We start from the raw sequence: 16,592 nt of genomic DNA on the forward strand, positions 1-16,592 counted from the left end.
AGGCCAGGGCGGGGGAGGGCGTGCTGTGGTTGACCGTGCCGGGCAGCACGGCGTGGTGCAGGGCCAGGCTGGCGCGGATCAGGCCGACGACGCCGGCCGCGATGTCCAGGTGGCCGATCGCGCCCTTCGCGGACCCCAGTGTCACGCCCCCCGGATCGAGGTGGGAGGCGAACACGTCGGCGAGTGCCTGGAGCTCCACCTGGTCGCCGAGAGCGGTGCCGGTGCCGTGCGTCTCGACGTAGCCGATCTGTCCGTAGTCGAGGCCCGCGCGGGCCAGTGCCGTACGGATGGTCTCCGCCTGTCCGCTCCCGCTCGGCGCGGTGAACCCGTTCGAGCGCCCGCCGTCGTTGGTGACGGCCGAGCCGCGGATCACCGCGTAGATGCGCGACCCGTCGGTCACGGCGTCCTCCAGGCGGCGCAGCGCCACCAGGGCCGCACCGTCGCCCATCACCGTGCCGTCGGCGGCGGCGTCGAAGGGTCGGCATACGCCGGAGACGCTGTGGATCGACGCGCTCTCGTACTGCCAGCCCGGGGAGTTGGGCAGAACGATGGACGCTCCGCCGGCCAGCGCCTGATCGGCCTCGCGGAGCAGCAGGGCCTGGCACGCCAGGTGGACCGCCACCAGGGAGGACGAACAGGCCGTCTGCACGGCGACGCACGGTCCCCGCAGTCCGAGCCGGTAGGCAAGCCTGGTGGCGGCGAAATCCTTGTCGGTGCCGGCCTCGAACTCCAGGGCGCTCACCGGGCCGGAGCGGGCCAGCAGGTCGCGGTAGCCGCTGTGGTTGGTGCCGCAGAACACCGCCGTCCGCTCGCGGACGGCGGTGTTCTGCGGGCGGCCGGCGTCCGCGTCAGCCAAGGCCTGCCAGGCACACTCCAGCAGGAGGCGCTGCTGCGGGTCGCAGGTCAGGGCCTCGCGCGGCGACATGCCGAAGAAGGCAGGGTCGAACAGCTCGACGTCTCCCAGCTGTCCCCGGGCGTAGAGGTGGGGGCCGTCCGTGGAGCGGGTGACGCTGGCGCGATGGGCGAGGACGGTGTCCCACAGCTCCTGAACGCTGTCAGCGCCGGGCACGCGGGCGGCCATGCCCACGACCGCGATAGCGTCCTCGGGGATCGGCGTCATGACCGGCCCTCCGCCCTGTTCTGGCGCCGGCGCAGGACGCCCCGTGCCTCGTTCCGCTGGGCGCTGTGGTCGTGCTGAGCGGGTGCCTCGTCCGTCTTGCCGTCGACGTGGGCGGCGAGTGCGCGCACGGTCGGGTTGTCCAGGCACTCGGCCGCCGTGACGTCGATGCCCAGCTCGCCCAGGCGGACCGTCCACGTGAGCAGGTCGAGCGAGGTTCCGCCCGCGTCCGCGAACCGCTCGTCGGGGCCCACAGGCGGACGGCCCAGTGCCCCCTGCCACGCCTGGGCGACGGTGTGCTGTGTCGGCGTCGCCCAGACCGTGTCCGGCACGTCGGATGCGGTGACGGTCAAGAGTTCGGGCAGGCGGTGTCGGTCGACCTTGCCGTGCGTGGTCGCCGGAAGCGCGTCCAGGGCCACGACGCGGTGCGGGACGAGGTGCGCGGGCACGCGCCCCGCCAGCCAGTTCCGCACCCCGGCCTCGAGGCTGGTCGGATCCGCTCCGATCGCGGGGACCACGAACGCCACCAGGCGCGCCACCCCTCCGGGCGCGCAGGGCACGGCCACGGCCGCCGCTTCGGCCACCGCCTCGCTCGCCGCCAGGTGGCGTTCCAGCTCGGTCAGGTCCACGCGCACACCGTTCACCTTGACCTGCGCGTCCATACGGCCCAGCAGCCGCAGTTGCCCCGCCGTGTCCAGCAGACCCAAGTCCCCGGTGCGGTAGTAGCGCCCCGGCGGCAGCGGGCCGGTGCCCGGGACCTCGACGAACCGGGCGGCCGTCGCGGCGGGGTCACCGAGGTAGCCGTCCGCCAGGCTCTCGCCGCCGATCCACACCTCTCCGACCGTGCCCGCGTCGAGCGGCACACCGTCCTCACCGACCACCCGCACGGTGCTGTTGCCCAGCGCGGTACCCACCGTGTCGGTGGCCACCGGCCGCTGCCGGTCGAAGACCCGCATGGTCGAGGTGATGCCGGCCTCCGTGACCCCGTAGACGTGCGCCAGCGGCAGGCCCCGCTCCAGGGACTCCTCGATCAGCGCGGGCGACGCCTGCTCCCCTCCCATGAGCAGCAGCCGCAGCGCCGCCGGGAGCGGCAGGGGGTTGGCGCGCAGGTGCCGCACGAGCAACTGCCAGTAGACGGTGGTCAGTTCCGCGACGGTGACGCCTCGGCGCTCCAGCTCGCGCAGCAGCTGGGCGGGGTCATCGGGCTGCGCCCCGGTCAGGACCGCGGTGCCGCCCGCACACCACACGGGCAGCAGCTCCTCGAACACCACGTCGAAGCTGGGCGGCGCCAGCTGGAGGAACCGATCCTGCGCGTTCAGGCCGACAGCGGCGCCGAACGCCCGGCAGTAGGCGCCCAGCGCCCGATGGGAGAGCGCGACCGCCTTGGGCCGCCCGGTCGACCCGGAGGTGTGCATGACGTAGGCCGCGCCCGGCACGGTCCGGGCACCCGCGGTCGGCGGCTCCTGAAGGCGTACGGTGCCAGGCGCCTCACCGTCCACCAGAACACCGGCCAAGCCGGTCCGCTCGGAGACCTCCCGTACCCACAGCGGCGGAGCGTCCGCGTGCAGCGGCACCGCCACCGCGCCGGCCAGCCACACCGCCAGCAGGCCGCGGCAGAACGCGTGCCGGTCCGACGTCCTGACGCCCACCAGGACGCCCGGTGCGATACCGGCAGCGCGCAACCGTGCCGCCGTGGACTCGGCCTGGCAGTGCAGCTCGCCGTAGGTGTGGGTCCCGGTCGCCGGGCTGTCGATCGCCACACCTCCGGGGTTGGCGGCCACGCTGCGCCGCCACATGCCCGGGAAGGTGTCGTCGGTGTCGTTCACGCGGCCTCCTCGGCCATGGTGTCCAGCAGGTGGGAGAGGGCGTCCAGGCCGGCGGCGAGGTCGGCGGTGGTGCCGCCGAAGCCGAGCCGCACACGGCCGGGGACGCCGAAGCACTCGCCGGGCACGAGCAGCACCCGGTACTCGCGCATCAGCCGCTCGCACAGCGCCATCGTGTCCGGGATGCGGGTGAGCTGCGGGAACACGAGGACACCCGCCCCGCCCGTGGTGAAGGACACCTCGCCGGGGCGCGCGGCGAGCCAGTCGCGTACCACGCTCCTGTTGGCGGCCGCGGTCAGCATGCGCGGGCCGGTCAGCTGCTCGGCTCCTTCCAGGGCCCGCCGCGCGACCCATTCGACCAGTGGCGAGAGCGCGAGGGTGGTGTAGTCGCGCACCCCTACGGCGGCGTGCACGATCTCGGGTGCCACGATGCCCCAGCCCACCCGCAGCCCCGGCAGGCCGAACGCCTTCGACATGGTCCCGAAGCACAGGGCCCGCTCGTAGTGCGTCGGGGCCGCCAGCGCCGGAGCGTCGAACACCAGATCCTCGAACGCGCCGTCCCACAGCAGGTAGCAGCTGTGCCGCTCCACGATCGCGACCAGCTCGGCCAGCTCCTGCGCGGTGAGGGTGACACCGGTGGGGTTGTGCGGGAAGTTCACGATCACCGCCTTCGTGGTGCTCGTGACCAGGTGGCGCAGCTCCTCCAGGTCCGGGCGGAACCCGTCCTGCGGCCGCAGCCGCCATCGGCGCACCCGGCAGCCGCGCGCCCGCACTGTGGCGAGCAGCGAGTGGTACGCCGGCTCCACGACGACGACCTCGTCCCCTGGTTCCAGCAGCGCTGCCAGGCAGAGCAGTTGAGCCTCCGTCGAGCCGTTGCCCACCAGAACCCGCCCGGCGTCACCGAGGCTGTAGCGCGCGGCGATCAGCGCCCGCAGCTCGTCGTCGCCGGCCGACTGCGAGTCCCGCAGGGACACCGCGGCTAGCTCCGCCAGGTCGAACCCGAGCAGGTCCCCCAACTCGGCCATCGTGTAGGGCTCGACACCGCTGGAGCTGATGTCGATGTCGGCCTCGTGGTACCGCTCGCGTAGGAAGTCCTCCAGAACGGCACGTTCCACCAGCGGTCCCATCAGCCCACCACCTGGCCGAGCAGGCTCGGGCGGGCTGCGCGGGACTTGCGCAGGTCCCGGGTGATCAGCACGCGCTTGAGCCAGCGGTCCGTGCCGTCGTAGCGGGCCTCGAACGGCACCCGGCCGTGGACGGCCCTGAAGTTGTCGACGATCAGGATGTCGCCTGGCTCCAGCACGACGCTTCGCAGCCGCAGGTCGATCTCGCCGGTCAGGCGCTCCAGCGTGGCCTGCGCCTCGGTGTCGGCCGGATCGATCACCCCCCAGAAGCTGCGGTCCGCGCGCAGGTAGTCGCCCTCCAGCAGTGCGACCGCGGGCGGGGCGGCGAACATCGCCTCGATCCCCTGGAAGTCACCGCTGGCGCTAACCGAGTTGTTGGCCGGCAGGTGGGAGTTGTCCGGAAGGATGCGGAACCGGGGCTCGCCCAGGACTCGCCGGTCCGCCTCGGTCAGCTGCAGGTCGTCCACGACGGCGACGGTGGTGGCCGTGGCGGTGGGGTTGCGCACGCACGCCAGGGCGAGGAAGTCCGGGCGCAGCGGGTGGAACGCGTCCTCGGTGTGCCAGTCCAGCAGGACGTCGGCTGCCGTACCGAGCTGTTGGCCCTCGTTCTCCTTGATCGGCAGGACGTCGTGGATCACCCGGCCGTCCTGCTGGGTGGCCCAGCCGAACGCGTCGCCGAGCACCCCGGCGTAGAGCACGAGCGTCAGGTCCAGCGCCAGAGTCGGGGACGGGTCGGGCAGCGCGTTCCAGTGCCCGGGGGTGGGGCCGACCTGGGCGTCATCGACGTGGTGGCCGTGGATCACGGTGTAGCCGGGCTCGTGGCGGCGCAGCCGGTTGAGGTGCTCCTGGACCCGGTGCGGCAGCGCGCGGGCGAACACCGGCGCGCGCTCGAGCAGCTCGGGCACCTCTGCGCTGAGGTACCGGCCGCTCAGGTCCCCGACCAGCGAGGAGATCTCCTCGCGCTCGGAATCGGTCAGCGACAGGTCGAACATGCGTGGCTCCTTCAGGAATCGCGCCCACGGCCGCTCGACTGAGGGCCGGCGGCTCAAGCGGGGACGGGAGGTGCGGCGCGCTGCCGGACGGTGCCTCGGGAACGCGGGGGCAGCGGCTGTGCAGGTACTTCTCGGGCTGAACGTGTCGACGGTTTCGGCCAGAGGGCCGGGCAGAGTCGAGGCAGGGGAGGCGCGCATCCGGGCGTCTGTGCAACGGAACGCGGCAGCACGCGACGTCATAAGGAGTGACCTAATGCTCACTCCTCGTTGTCGCCCCCACAGCATGCCCCTCCGAAAGGCAGTTGGGCAATATGCCTCTCTGACAATCCCTCAGATCCGTTGCCCAGCGCCGAGTCGCCCCGTCAGACTGTGCCCATGGCGAAGAGGCCCCCAGCACCCCAGTCCGTGTACCGACGCCAACTGGCGCCCCGGCTCAAAGCACTGCGCGAGGCGATCCCTGGGCTGACCCTGGCTGCGGTCGCCGAGGCCGTCGAGATCACACAGGGCAGCCTCAGCCGCATCGAGACCGGCCAGCGCGGCACGACCCCAGTCCTTCTCAAGGCATTGCTCGACCATTACGGCGTCACCGATCCCGAGGTCCGCGAGGACCTGTTGGACCTGGTGCGCGCCGACAACGCCCAACGCAACTCGTGGTGGCGCAAGTACTCGGCTCTGATGGCCCCGACCCAGTACTCGGGCTACGTGGCGTTGGAGTCCAGCGCGACCAGCCTCCACTCCTACGAGGCGCAGATCATCCCGGGACTGTTGCAGACCGAGGCCTACGCTCGCGCCGTCATCAGCGCCATGCGGGTCGACCTTGACGCCAGGGGCATCGAGGATCTCGTGGAGGTCCGCATGCGGCGCCAGGAGCTGCTCACGTCGGACCAGGCCCCAAAGCTGTGGGCCGTAATCGACGAAGCGGCGCTCCGGCGTCTGCGGGGCACGCCAGCACTCCTGGAGGGCCAGCTCCGCCACCTGCGGGAGATGTCCCTGCGGCCCAACATCGTGGTGCAGATCCTGCCCTTCGACATCGGCCTCCATCCGGCTGGCTATGGCAGCTTCATGGCCATGGAATTCGCCGCCACCCCGGCCGTCGTCTGGGTGGAGAACCTGACCAAGTCGGTGTGTCTCGAGGCTCCAGAAGACGTGGAACGCTACGACGAGGTCTTCGACCACGTGCGCGCCCGAGCCCTCGGCCCGCCGGAGACCCGTACCCGCATCACCGAAATGATCAAGGAGTTTCGCCCCAGTGACCACCGCGAAGCCTGACCCCGCCAAGATCGACTTCTCCACCGTGACATGGGAGAAGAGCCCGTTCAGCGGCGGCAACAACAACTGCGTGGAGTTCGGCCAGATCGGAGATGACCTCGTAGCCATCCGCGACTCGAAGCGGCCCGAACAGGCCCCGCTCATCTACACCCGCGGTGAGATCGGCGCCCTGCTCCTCGGCGCGAAGGCAGGCTGCTTCGACCACCTCGCCTGACTTCGCCGATCGGGCTCCCGCGGGGCCGGCCCCAGACGAATTGGGGCCGGCCCGCCAGCCATCCTCCCAGACCGACCGGCCATAGCACGTGGGGAACGCGGATACCAAGGTCGAACGCCGGGAAGACGCGGGCCGAAGCGCGTGGCGCAGCTCTCGCGTTCCTCCAGTGTTCGCTGCGCGAGGCCGCGAAGCCGACAGGTGGGCTGCCAGCATCCGCCGCGACTCGGCGCCGCCAGCGCGGACGCCGGGGCACCGTCCAGCACCTCGCTGCTGTGCTCACCGCCGTCGGCTGCCCGGAGCCGAGTTTGTGATCACCGGCTGGTGCCGTACAGTCGGGACCACCGACGCGGGGTGGAGCAGCTCGGTAGCTCGCTGGGCTCATAACCCAGAGGTCGCAGGTTCAAATCCTGTCCCCGCTACCAGTAACGCTGAAGGGGCGGACACAGACGGCGGTTTCTAGCGGTCGTCGCAACACGTGGTCGGTTTGATCAGGCCGCGATGAGTTTACGCAGGCGCTCGGCTGGGGTTTCCCAGCCGAGCGTTTTGCGTGGGCGGCGGTTGAGCTGGTCGGCAACGGCGACGAGTTGCTCCGGGCTGTGGGCGGACAGGTCGGTGCCCTTGGGGAAGTACTGCCGCAGCAGACCGTTGGTGTTCTCGTTCGAGCCGCGCTGCCAGGGACTGGCCGGGTCGCAGAAGTAGACGGGGATGTCGGTGGCGAGGGTGAACTCGCCGTGCCGGGCCATCTCGCTGCCCTGGTCCCAGGTCAGCGACTGCTTGAGGTGTGCGGGCAGGGTCCGGACGGTGGCCGTCAGGGCACCGAGGACGGCCTCGGCTCCGTGATCGCCGGGCAGGTGCAGGAGCATCACGTAGCGAGTCGCGCGTTCGACCAGCGTGCCGATCGCGGACTTCCCGTCCTTGCCGATGATCAGATCGCCCTCCCAATGACCGGGCACTGCCCGGTCCTCGGCTTCCGCGGGGCGTTCGCTGATCATCACCATCGGCGTGGTGAAGCGCTGCTGGCGGCAGGTGGCCTGCCGCTGGGGCCTGCGGCGGGCCCGGCCGCTGCGCAGGGCGCCGGCCAGCTCGCGCCGCAGTTCGCCTCGGCCCTGGACGTAGAGCGCCTGGTAGATGGTCTCGGGAACCACGTGCATCTCCGGCCGGTCGGGGAACTGTGCCCGAAGAGCGTGGCAGATCTGCTCCGGGCTCCACTTCTCGTCCAGCATCGCCTGGACGGCCTCGCGTAGCTCACGGTTCGCAAGGATCTTGCGGGGCTTGGGGCGGGGCCGGCGGGCCTCCGCCCGGGCCTGGGCCGCGTGCGGGCGGTAGGCCCCGCTCCCGGGGTGCCGGTTGCGCTGGACCTCCCGGCTGACCGTGGACGGGCTGCGGCCCAGCTCGGCGGCGATCGCGCGGATCGTGGCCTTCTCCCGCAACCGGTCCGCGATGTGGATGCGGTCGTCCTCGCACAAGTACCGGGACGGCCCGGAAGGCGCTGCCACCGCGTTGATCGGTGGCAGCGCCTTCCGGTTTCCGTACGCGTGGCGTCCGTTGCGCCACTTCTGGCCGGTCCGCTCGTCGATCCCGACGATCCGGCACGCTTCCCGGTTGCTCACGCCCTGCTGCATGAGCCGGGAGTATGCCTCCCGTTCCCTGGTCAGCTTCTTTCGGCCCTGAGGCTTCGTCCGGTCCTTGCGGATCTCGAAGTCCATCGCATCCCCTGAACTGGGGTGTTGCAACGACTCCTAGAACCCAAGGATCGTCCGGCGCCCCTTCAGCGTTCCTCGACATCTACTGGCGCTGCTTCCGGCTCGCCAGCACGCCGGTCTCCCTGCTGACCGGGGGATTCCAGCCGGTCCCGGACGCGGCGCTGGAGATTGCCGCCTGCGAGACGCCGAGCCGCTCCGCCAGGTTGGTCGGCGAGTAGCTGCCGCGCCCGAGCTCCTGGTTCCGGTAGGCGTCGCGGGTGATCGTTCCCAGATCGGCCGTGGCCCACGTCGCCAGTACCCGGTAGCCCTCCCGTACCCAGAACTGTGTCTCGATCGCCCAGATCCCCGACGGCAGGCTGGTGTCGTGCACAGCCGACCACGCGGCCGGGGTGATCAGGTGACCGGCGGCGTGCACCTCCGCGTCCTGCACGCCAAGGTGCGGCTGGGCGGTCGGGGGCAGGGCCGTGCGCGCCAGCGCGGTCATCCAACCCTCCGGAGCCTTGACCAGGCAGCCCCAGGGCCCGCGGGTGCGGGTCAACGGCCACAGGCGCCATGCCGCGTACCGGTGCAGCCACTCCTCCGCTTGCTCGGAGCTGTCCGACGGCCCGTACAGCTCGACCGAGGAGGAGGAGCTGATCCGCAGAGCCCACCCGGCGGAGGTCCGAACGACCTGGAACGCCGTCCCGTCGACGGTCAGCGGCGGCTTCGCCTCGCGGTCGAGGTCGGCCGGTGGGAACGAGGCGGCGTCCAGGAGCTGCAGTTGGGGCTTGGGGAAGGGGTACATGCGTGTCTCCAACGCAATGGCCGGCGGGAGCCGGGTGTCTGGCACTCTGCCGGACACCACCACACTCACCCACGGCGCACAGGCATGGGCACAGCCAAATCGACTGGCAGAAGGGCGACTTGAAAGAAGATGGCTGGACGTTCGGCGGCGCCGGACATACGCCTTGGTGCTCGACGCGACACTAACGATCAGCCCTTCCTACGGTGTGCCGATCGCCGTGCCGACCCGGTGCTGACCGGGCCCACGGCTGGATCCCCTCCGTCCCGCGCTGGCGGGGTGGCCCGGCAACATCCCAAGGAGCCACACCGTGCCCACCGACAAGTCTCGGCTCAAGGAGCTCAACGGCGCGCTGCGCGCCAAGGCCGCCGAACTGGACGGCATCAGCCAGTCCTTCATCGTCGAGGACGGCGGTGTCACCGTCTCGGTGGAGAAGGCGGCCGCCTTCCGCAAGACCCTGGCCGAGGCGCAGGAGATCAAGCAGCTGATCACCGACCTCGAGGGCGCGTCGGCCATCGAGACCTTCCTCAACGAGCCCGCCTCGCAGCCCTTCGCGCCGCACGACGCCGCTCTCGCGGCCCGGTTTGGCAACCAGGCCAAGTCGCTCGGCCAGCAGTTCCTCGCCTCCGACGAGTTCAAGGCACTCAAGGCCACTGAGTTCCGCGGTTCGTTCGACCAGATCGTGACCATCGACGGCACCGGCCTGGACCAACTCGGCCGCAAGGACATCTTCAGCAGGAGCGCCGGCACCGCCAGCGTCCTCGGTTTCGGCACCCCCGAGCACCTGGACATCGTTCCGCGTGCCGTGCGGCCCGGCCGCATCCGGGACCTGTTTCCCTCCCAGTCCACCACCGCGAACCTGCTCTACGGCGTGCGCGTCACCGGCTTCACCAACGCGGCGGCGATCGTCCCCGAGCGGGCCATGGAGGTGCCACCCGGCGGCGGCGCGGCCGTCGAGGTGTACGCGCGCGCCCCCCAGTCCGAGCTGACGTTCAAGACGGTCACCTACCCGGTCGCCGAGATCGCGCACACCATGCCGGTCCACAAGAACACGCTCGCCGACGAGCCGCGGCTGCGCGACATCATCGACAGCGAACTCGTCGACGGCGTGAAGATGACCGAGGACAACGAGATCCTGTACGGCGTCGGCGGCGACGAGAAGATCACCGGCATCGTCAACACGGCGGGCGTCCAGACGTATGCGCAGGTCGATCCGGACAAGCAGTCCGCCGCGATCCGCCGCGCCGCGACGAGGGCGTTCCTCGCGTACTTCCCGCCGACCGGGATCGTTCTGCACCCGTTCGACTTCGAGGACTTGGAGCTGGAGACCGACGGCCAGGGCGCGTACCGGGTCGCCGTGAACGTCGCGATCGGCGCGCAGAAGGTCGTCTGGAGGCTCGCGGTGGTCGACTCCATGGCGATCAACCAGGGCAAGTTCCTCCTCGGCAGCTTCGGCCTCGGCGCGCGCTTGTACGATCGCGAGCAGGTCAGCGTCCAGGTCTCGACCGAGAACCGCGACAACTTCGAACGCGGCGTCATCACCATGCGCGGCTCCGAGCGCATCGGCCTCGAGGTCCCGCGCCCCGAGTCCTTCGTCTACGGCACCTTCAAGGCGCACTGATGGCCGCCCGCAAGCCCATCGCGAAGGCGACCGCAGAAACCGCGCCTGCGGCGAAGGAGACCGCCGACCTGGCGGGCGAGAACCAGGAGCCCCCGCCGGCCGAACTATCGGCCGCCGCGCCGCTCGACCCGCCGCCCAGTCGCACGGCTGCACCGGAGCCGAGCCAGCCCGATGTGACCACCCCGGGGATCACCGCCCACCAGCCCCTGGCCACAGGCCACGTCGAGCTGGTGGACGAGGACGGCGCCCCGCTGCCCCACGACCTGGAGCAGCTGTTCGACCTCACCCGCCCCGAGCAGACCGTCGTCGTCGCGCGGTTGCGGATCTACCAGTCCCGGACCTACCCCGGAACCAGCCGGACGGTCACGCAGCTGCTGTACGTGCCGACGCAGTCGGTTCCCCGCGATGAGTTCGAGCGCCTTCGGCTGGCGCTCGGCTGGGAGTAGCCGCAACGAGCCAGGAGCCCGCCCCTGCTGCCGGGGGCGGGCTCCTGGCGTCGCCCGCCCTGGTGCACAGCTGCAGAGCCGGGCCGATCGCGCCCACGACCGCGCCGCACGCAGGGCGGTGAAGCTGGTGAGCAACGGACTGCCGGGCTGCTGCATCGCAGATGATGAGACGTCAAATGCTGGCCCGGGTGGCGCCTTCTTGGGACGAAACACCGCTCACCAGGCGCCGGAGAAAGGTACCGTCCCGGAGGAAGACAACAGGGAGGGCGGCGGCATGAGCCAGTGGTCGGAATACACGAACGGCGAGCGCGTCAAACTGCTTCGCGGCACGCGGACTCAGGAGGACGTCGCCAACGCGAGTGGCGTCTCGCTGCACACCCTGCGCAAGCTGGAGCAGGGCGGGAACGTCACGCTGCCGACCTTGCTCAAGGTGGCCGAGGGCCTGCACAGCGACGTGTCGGTGATCCTCGGCCAGCAGGCACCACGACGCGGAATGACCACCGATGATCGAGCGATGCTGCGTGAGCTCTCCCGAGCCGTCCACGACACGGCGGCAGGCATTCTCTTTGACCCCGCCGAGGACGCTGCGCCCGGCCCGGCCGACCTGGCGGAAGCCGCCTCGCGTATGTGGCGGGTCTACTGGCGGGGCGCTTACACGGACGCCGGGGTCCTGGTCGCACCGTTCCTGCGCTCGGTCGCCCTCTACGCCAAGAACGCCCCTGCCGGCCAGGAAGCAGCAGCGGCTGCGCTTCTGTCGGACGCATACCGTGCGGCTGGCCTGATCGCGAACTTCCTGGGTGCTCGGGATCTCGCGTACGCGGCGGTCGGCCATGCCATGCGGTACTCCGAACTCGCGGCCGACCCGGTACGCGTCTCGATGCTCGGGTCCGCCCGTGCCCGAGTTCTCCTGCGGGACAACCGGGTGGAGCAGGCGCTGCGGGAGTCTGAAGCGGCTGCGGCGCGATACGAGCCTACGTTCTCCGAGCAGGCCGGAGCCCTGCTCGCCGCCTACGGCAAGAACATCGTCTTCGCAGCGGTCGCGGCGTCGCGCCTCGGCGATTCCTCACGGACCTCCGACCTGATGTCCCAAGCCCACGCGGTTGCCGCCAGGCTCGGACGCGACGTCTTCTCCAACGGCATGCAGTTCGGGCCGTCGTACGCCGGGGCCCAAGCGGTGGGGGTCAACGTCGCGCTCGGCAACGCAGGACGCGCACTGGAAGTCGCCGGACGGTTCGACCCGAGCGGGCTCACCCAAGCCGCCCACAACAGGATGATGTTGGACATCGCATTGGCGCAGTGCGATGCCCGGCAGTGGGACACCTCCTTGGACACCCTGCTGGAGGTGTGCTCCGGACACCCGGAGTGGGCACGGCACCAGGCGATTCCAGGTGTCATCATCCAGAGGGCCGGTCACGCCAGTACCAGCCGGCTGCGGAAGCTGTCCCAGATCCTCGGGACGTCTCCGACCGTCCGCCTCACCTGACCCTCGGGAGAACAGCTTGTACCGCGGCCTGATTCTCGACTTCGCGGGAGTGATGAGCACCCCCATCAGCCAGTCGTCCCGGGCGTGGTGTGCTCAGGAAGGGCTACCAGCCGACACCTGGCGCAGCACCTTGGAAGACGATCCGGTCGGCCGCGCGCTGTACGTGGAACTGGAGCTCGGCCGAATGTCCCAGGAGGTGTGGAACCGCGAAACCGCGGCCATCCTCGGCGTCGCCCCGGACAACTTGATGGGTCGGGTGCACTCCGGGGTCAGAGCGGTTCCCTCCATGGTGGACCTCGTCCATGCCGCCCGGCGAGCGGGGGTCGTCGTGGCCATGCTGTCCAATTCCTACGGCCTCGACCCGTACAACCCGTACGTGGTCACGGGTGTGTGGGACCTGTTCGATATCCAGGTGATCAGCGGCGAAGAGGGCATAGCCAAGCCTGCCCCGGCGATCTACCAGCGCACCTTGGACCACATGGGCCTCCCGGGCTCCTCGTGCGTCTTCGTGGACGACCATCACGCCAACCTGGCTCCCGCTGAATCGCTGGGGATTACGACCGTTCACGCGACCGGACCGGACACGGCCCGACGAGTAGCTCAGCTCTTCGACCTGGACTTCGGGCCCGGCCTCGCCGGTGAACCGGAAGGCGTCACCGCATAAGGCTAGTTGACGTGCAGTGAGTGAACTCGCACGCACCGTACGAGTTCACCCTCATGCGACTTCGCGAAGTCGTATCCACCGCAGGTTCACCAGAAGGCGCTGCTGAACGACATTGGTGGCATGCCTTCGGAAGTACCTCGATCACCGGGCCGAGTCCCGGTGGCGCTCTACATCGCCTCCGCTGCAGGAGATCCGGATGGCGTGCTCGCGGAACGATGCCGCCAGTACGCCGACGCCCGGGAGTGGGTGGTTGCCGGCTCCTTCGCCGACTCCGTGCCGCTGATCTCGCTGAGCGAGCGATGCGGCTGGCTGGAGCTCTCGGCGGCGCTGTCGAGCGGGACGGCTCAAGGCGTCGTCACCTGGACCCGGTCGATGGTGGCGGACAGCATCGAGGAGTGGGACCGGTTGACGACGCTGCTCTCCGACCGCGGTCTCTTCCTTGCTGCGGGTGCGCTCGACACCCCGGGTCAACTGCTCTACGGAGGCGTCCCGCGCCCAAGCCCCGCGCCCTCAACCGGACCTCGCCCGATAGCGCGAGGCATACGCGGAGCCAGGCGCCACGAAGGCGGCGGAACCCGCTGAGACGGACCGTCGGCCCGTCAGGCGGCGACCCGCAGGCGCAGCTTTCCCGCACTCCAGGCACCAGCTTCTATCCGTTGTGCACTGCCCCGGAGGAACTGTCATGCGCACAACCGAAACTCGCAAGATCGCCGCCAGATACGCGGCGATCGGCACGGCCCGGCGGCAGATCATCCGGGACCTGCGTGACCTCAAGGTCGAGTTCGACGAGACGACCGAAGCCGACGTGCAGTTCGGTCTCACCGAACTGCTCAGCAACGCCGTCACCTACGGCTGCGGCGGCGACTCGACAAGCCCTGACCTGCGGATCAGCTACGGCGTCGAGGCGTACGACAACGGTCGCGTGCGTGTCTGGGTGGCCGACCCCTCCCCGACGATGCCCCAGATCATCTACGCCGGCACCGAGGCGTGCGGCGGTCGCGGGCTCGCCGTCCTCAGCGTGCTCGCCGAAGCCCTCGACTGGTACCCGGACCCGTGCGACTCGGGGGAACTGCCCCGCGCCAAGATCGTATGGTTCGAGGTGACCGTCGGCCCGGTCGCAGCCCCCGCCCACAAGGCGATCGCTGTGCCCTCCAACACGATCCAGCCGCCCCCGGCCGTTCTCACCGACCTGGTGGGTCTGGACCTGTCCGTGCGCCCGCGGCAGGGCTTTGCGCTGAGCCGCCATCTCCGGAGCGCTGCATGAGATCCCTGTTCCGCGCCTTCTTCAACAACTCGCGCCCGCGGCCCGCACCGCGTCGTCCGAGGAATGCCGCACCGCAGCGCCACCACGTGACCGACCAGAACGTCTTCCTCCGGGAGCGCCCCTGGACGCCGCCTGCGCAGTTCTGGTGCACGGTCACCGCGTACTACCGGTGGGGGCAGCCGATCACGCTCTGGAGCGGCGGTGCGGACAGTGTCCGGCTGGCCGTCAGGGTGTTGCGCGAGCGCGTCGAGGCGCTCGTCGTCGACCTCGGCCTGTCGGAGGGCGACGAGCAGCTGCTGTGGCTGGACGCCCCGTCCGCCGAGGGACGGGCCGCCGACGACCTCGGCAAGGGCCGCCCGCACGCCATCACGATCACCCACGGCAACGTCGTCTACATCATCAACGCCACCCGGGCCGCTCCCGTCGAGACCGGGCCTGCGATCCAAGACGTGCTCTGCTCGGTCTGACGGGAACGACCCTCATGATGTACACGCGACGCGGCCGGCTCCGAGTGGCCGCCCCGAACTTCAACCTCGGCGCGACCTGGCTCGCCTCCGCAAACCGGCAGCCGGCATGGGCCATGGATCAGTGGAAGGCGGGCAGGCTCGCGGACATCGAGACCGGCGACCTCTTCAACGTCGTACGGGTCAGCGACGTGCAGACGGGCCGGGCCGCGTTGGCGGACCTGTGGCAGGCCGACGTACCGGTCGGCCCGGTCCTGCACAACCGCGCCGACCAGTGCATCGAGTTCCTGGTCACGACCCGTGCGGCCACGCAATGGGACATGCCGCAGACCCGGCTGATCGGCCGCCCTGCATACGAACGCGACCCCCTGTCGGTCGCGATGCCTGCCCCCGGCATGCAACGGCTCGGCGGAAGGAGCTGGCTCGTCCTCCCGGACGGCGAGCGAAGACCGACCGACCCCGCAGACCTGGCCGTGGCCCTGCGGCGCGCTGGCGCCCGCCTGCGCCACGGCCACCCCTGAACCCCGCTACGCCCAGCTGTCCGGGCGTAGCGGGCCCCTGGCCGGGCCGTTTCACTCCCGCAGGACGGCCCGGCCAGAACGGATCGGCGACGGCCGATCCCACGCTGACCGTCCCCAGGCGCGGGCGCGCGCAGGGTGGTGCCGCTGCGCCCCCTGGGGATGGTCAGCCCCAGCCCACCAACGATCGAGCGCCTGCGCAGTGTGGCAGGCCGGAAAGGCACGACCCTGATGCGCCGCACGTCGGCCGAAGCTGTCCATCCGCCTCCTCGGGCGCCCGCCCCCCACCGGGTGCCGGTGGTCCAGGAGCCGAGGGTGCGCCCGTGCGGGCACTACCGCACCCTCACGCCGGAAGAGTGTGCGGTGTTGGCGCTGTTCGCCGCTGACGTCACCGCTGTGCAGATCGAGGCGCGCACCGGCGCCTCTTTCCGTGCCGTGCGCAATCGCATCAGCAACCTGCGGCAGAAGCTGGGGGCGAGGACCACGCCGCAGACCATCGATATCGCTTGTCGGACGGGACTGCTGGTCCCGCCCCGGGGCGTGCTGCGGGCGCCGATCTCCGTCACCGCGTTGACCTCGTTCCAGGCCCTGGCGGAGGGCGACGCCCGCACGGTGATCGCCAATAGCAGGAACATCTCGAAGCACACGGTCGCCAAGCACGTGGAGGTCGTCCGGGGCCGGATGCGCGCCTCGTGGAACGCAGCAGCCGTCTACCGGCTCCACGGGGTGGTGCCCGCGGTTCTGAAGGCCACCTTCCCGCCGTGCCCGGTCTGCGCGGCCGCAGGCGCCTCGTGAATCGCACCCGGCCGCACCGGCCCGCACCGCAGAGCGAAGGGGCCGCGTGCGGGTACCGAGGTCTACCGGGTGAGGGCGGCGGCCGCCAGCGCGGCGCAGGCCTGCACCGCCACCAAGCGGCGCAGCTCCACCGGCCGGATGCGCAGCAGCCGTCGGCAGCGGTCGGCGCGTTCGGCGAGCACCTTCTCCAACTGCGCGCGGACGTGCGGTGCTGCTCGATCGGGCCATGCCTCGGCGGTGGAGCGCAGGGCCATTGCGGTCGAACGCAGCGTCAGGACGACCCGGGCGTAGTGGGCCTCTGCCAGCTCCACCCC

The 16,592-nt window shown here is 70.7% G+C and carries 18 protein-coding genes and 1 tRNA gene; 12 read left to right on the forward strand and 7 right to left on the reverse strand.

Annotated features, from left to right (window positions below; all coding sequences use genetic code 11):
• The 4 genes from ACIQOV_RS03890 to gntD form a co-directional block, all read right to left on the reverse strand.
• The coding region (locus ACIQOV_RS03890) for a polyketide synthase (protein ID WP_401044540.1) at nt 1–1,120 on the reverse strand (1,120 nt) is incomplete at its 3' end.
• Nucleotides 1,117–2,943, reverse strand: a complete 1,827-nt coding sequence (locus tag ACIQOV_RS03895; protein WP_401044543.1) for an AMP-binding protein — start codon at nt 2,941–2,943, stop codon at nt 1,117–1,119. The genes ACIQOV_RS03895 and ACIQOV_RS03890, both read right to left, overlap by 4 nt.
• On the reverse strand, nt 2,940–4,055 hold the full coding sequence (gene vioD, locus ACIQOV_RS03900; protein WP_401044546.1) for a capreomycidine synthase: 1,116 nt from the start codon (nt 4,053–4,055) through the stop codon (nt 2,940–2,942). Before vioD ends, ACIQOV_RS03895 begins: the two co-directional genes overlap by 4 nt.
• A gap of 11 nt (nt 4,056–4,066) precedes the next feature.
• Nucleotides 4,067–5,056 (reverse strand): guanitoxin biosynthesis L-enduracididine beta-hydroxylase GntD, encoded by a 990-nt coding sequence (gene gntD, locus ACIQOV_RS03905; RefSeq protein WP_401044549.1) that lies wholly within the window; start codon nt 5,054–5,056, stop codon nt 4,067–4,069.
• A gap of 405 nt (nt 5,057–5,461) precedes the next feature.
• Here gntD and ACIQOV_RS03910 point away from each other — a divergent pair, with 405 nt between their 5' ends.
• The 3 genes from ACIQOV_RS03910 to ACIQOV_RS03920 all read left to right on the forward strand — a co-directional run bounded on the left by ACIQOV_RS03910 (nt 5,462) and on the right by ACIQOV_RS03920 (nt 6,961).
• Nucleotides 5,462–6,325 carry a helix-turn-helix domain-containing protein gene (locus ACIQOV_RS03910; RefSeq protein WP_401044552.1) on the forward strand — a complete coding sequence of 288 codons (864 nt, stop codon included), beginning with the start codon at nt 5,462–5,464 and terminating at the stop codon, nt 6,323–6,325.
• On the forward strand, nt 6,306–6,539 hold the full coding sequence (locus tag ACIQOV_RS03915) for a DUF397 domain-containing protein (RefSeq protein ID WP_401044555.1): 234 nt from the start codon (nt 6,306–6,308) through the stop codon (nt 6,537–6,539). The genes ACIQOV_RS03910 and ACIQOV_RS03915 overlap by 20 nt, the downstream gene beginning before the upstream one ends.
• A 345-nt stretch (nt 6,540–6,884) precedes the next feature.
• Nucleotides 6,885–6,961, forward strand: a tRNA-Met gene (locus ACIQOV_RS03920).
• 66 nt (nt 6,962–7,027) lie between these two features.
• Here ACIQOV_RS03920 and ACIQOV_RS03925 read toward each other — a convergent pair.
• Together ACIQOV_RS03925 and ACIQOV_RS03930 are read right to left on the reverse strand one after the other, a co-directional pair.
• Entirely contained in the window at nt 7,028–8,149 is a 1,122-nt protein-coding gene (locus ACIQOV_RS03925) for an IS30 family transposase (RefSeq protein ID WP_401044588.1), read from the reverse strand.
• A 175-nt stretch (nt 8,150–8,324) separates the two neighbouring features.
• Nucleotides 8,325–9,026 carry a hypothetical protein gene (locus ACIQOV_RS03930; protein WP_401044558.1) on the reverse strand — a complete coding sequence of 234 codons (702 nt, stop codon included), beginning with the start codon at nt 9,024–9,026 and terminating at the stop codon, nt 8,325–8,327.
• 307 nt (nt 9,027–9,333) lie between these two features.
• Here ACIQOV_RS03930 and ACIQOV_RS03935 point away from each other — a divergent pair, with 307 nt between their 5' ends.
• The 9 genes from ACIQOV_RS03935 (at nt 9,334) to ACIQOV_RS03975 (ending at nt 16,278) form a co-directional block, all read left to right on the forward strand.
• Complete coding sequence (locus ACIQOV_RS03935) at nt 9,334–10,644, forward strand: phage major capsid protein (RefSeq protein ID WP_401044561.1); 1,311 nt, start codon at nt 9,334–9,336, stop codon at nt 10,642–10,644.
• Nucleotides 10,644–11,090: a hypothetical protein gene (locus ACIQOV_RS03940; protein ID WP_401044564.1), complete on the forward strand. Its 447-nt coding sequence runs from the start codon at nt 10,644–10,646 to the stop codon at nt 11,088–11,090. Before ACIQOV_RS03935 ends, ACIQOV_RS03940 begins: the two co-directional genes overlap by 1 nt.
• Nucleotides 11,091–11,217: 127 nt before the next feature.
• On the forward strand, nt 11,218–12,573 hold the full coding sequence (locus tag ACIQOV_RS03945) for a helix-turn-helix domain-containing protein (RefSeq protein WP_401044566.1): 1,356 nt from the start codon (nt 11,218–11,220) through the stop codon (nt 12,571–12,573).
• Between the two features lie 16 nt (nt 12,574–12,589).
• Nucleotides 12,590–13,237 carry an HAD-IA family hydrolase gene (locus tag ACIQOV_RS03950; protein ID WP_401044569.1) on the forward strand — a complete coding sequence of 216 codons (648 nt, stop codon included), beginning with the start codon at nt 12,590–12,592 and terminating at the stop codon, nt 13,235–13,237.
• A 201-nt stretch (nt 13,238–13,438) separates the two neighbouring features.
• Nucleotides 13,439–13,819 (forward strand): hypothetical protein, encoded by a 381-nt coding sequence (locus ACIQOV_RS03955; protein ID WP_401044571.1) that lies wholly within the window; start codon nt 13,439–13,441, stop codon nt 13,817–13,819.
• A gap of 100 nt (nt 13,820–13,919) precedes the next feature.
• A complete protein-coding gene (locus ACIQOV_RS03960; RefSeq protein WP_401044574.1) occupies nt 13,920–14,501 on the forward strand; it encodes an ATP-binding protein in 582 nt (193 codons plus the stop codon).
• Nucleotides 14,498–14,968: a hypothetical protein gene (locus ACIQOV_RS03965; protein ID WP_401044577.1), complete on the forward strand. Its 471-nt coding sequence runs from the start codon at nt 14,498–14,500 to the stop codon at nt 14,966–14,968. The genes ACIQOV_RS03960 and ACIQOV_RS03965 overlap by 4 nt, the downstream gene beginning before the upstream one ends.
• Before the next feature lie 14 nt (nt 14,969–14,982).
• Nucleotides 14,983–15,486, forward strand: coding sequence for a hypothetical protein (locus ACIQOV_RS03970; RefSeq protein ID WP_401044580.1), 504 nt, complete (start codon nt 14,983–14,985; stop codon nt 15,484–15,486).
• 360 nt (nt 15,487–15,846) lie between these two features.
• The gene (locus ACIQOV_RS03975; protein ID WP_401044583.1) at nt 15,847–16,278 is read left to right on the forward strand and encodes a hypothetical protein; all 432 of its coding nucleotides are present in this window, start codon (nt 15,847–15,849) and stop codon (nt 16,276–16,278) included.
• Nucleotides 16,279–16,340: 62 nt separating this feature from the next.
• Here the strand turns inward: ACIQOV_RS03975 and ACIQOV_RS03980 are convergent.
• The coding region (locus ACIQOV_RS03980) for a hypothetical protein (RefSeq protein WP_401044586.1) at nt 16,341–16,592 on the reverse strand (252 nt) is incomplete at its 5' end.

Origin of the sequence: Kitasatospora sp. NPDC091257 (assembly GCF_044757675.1) — a bacterium.
In the GTDB taxonomy this organism is placed as follows: Bacteria; Actinomycetota; Actinomycetes; order Streptomycetales; family Streptomycetaceae; genus Kitasatospora; species Kitasatospora lactacystinica.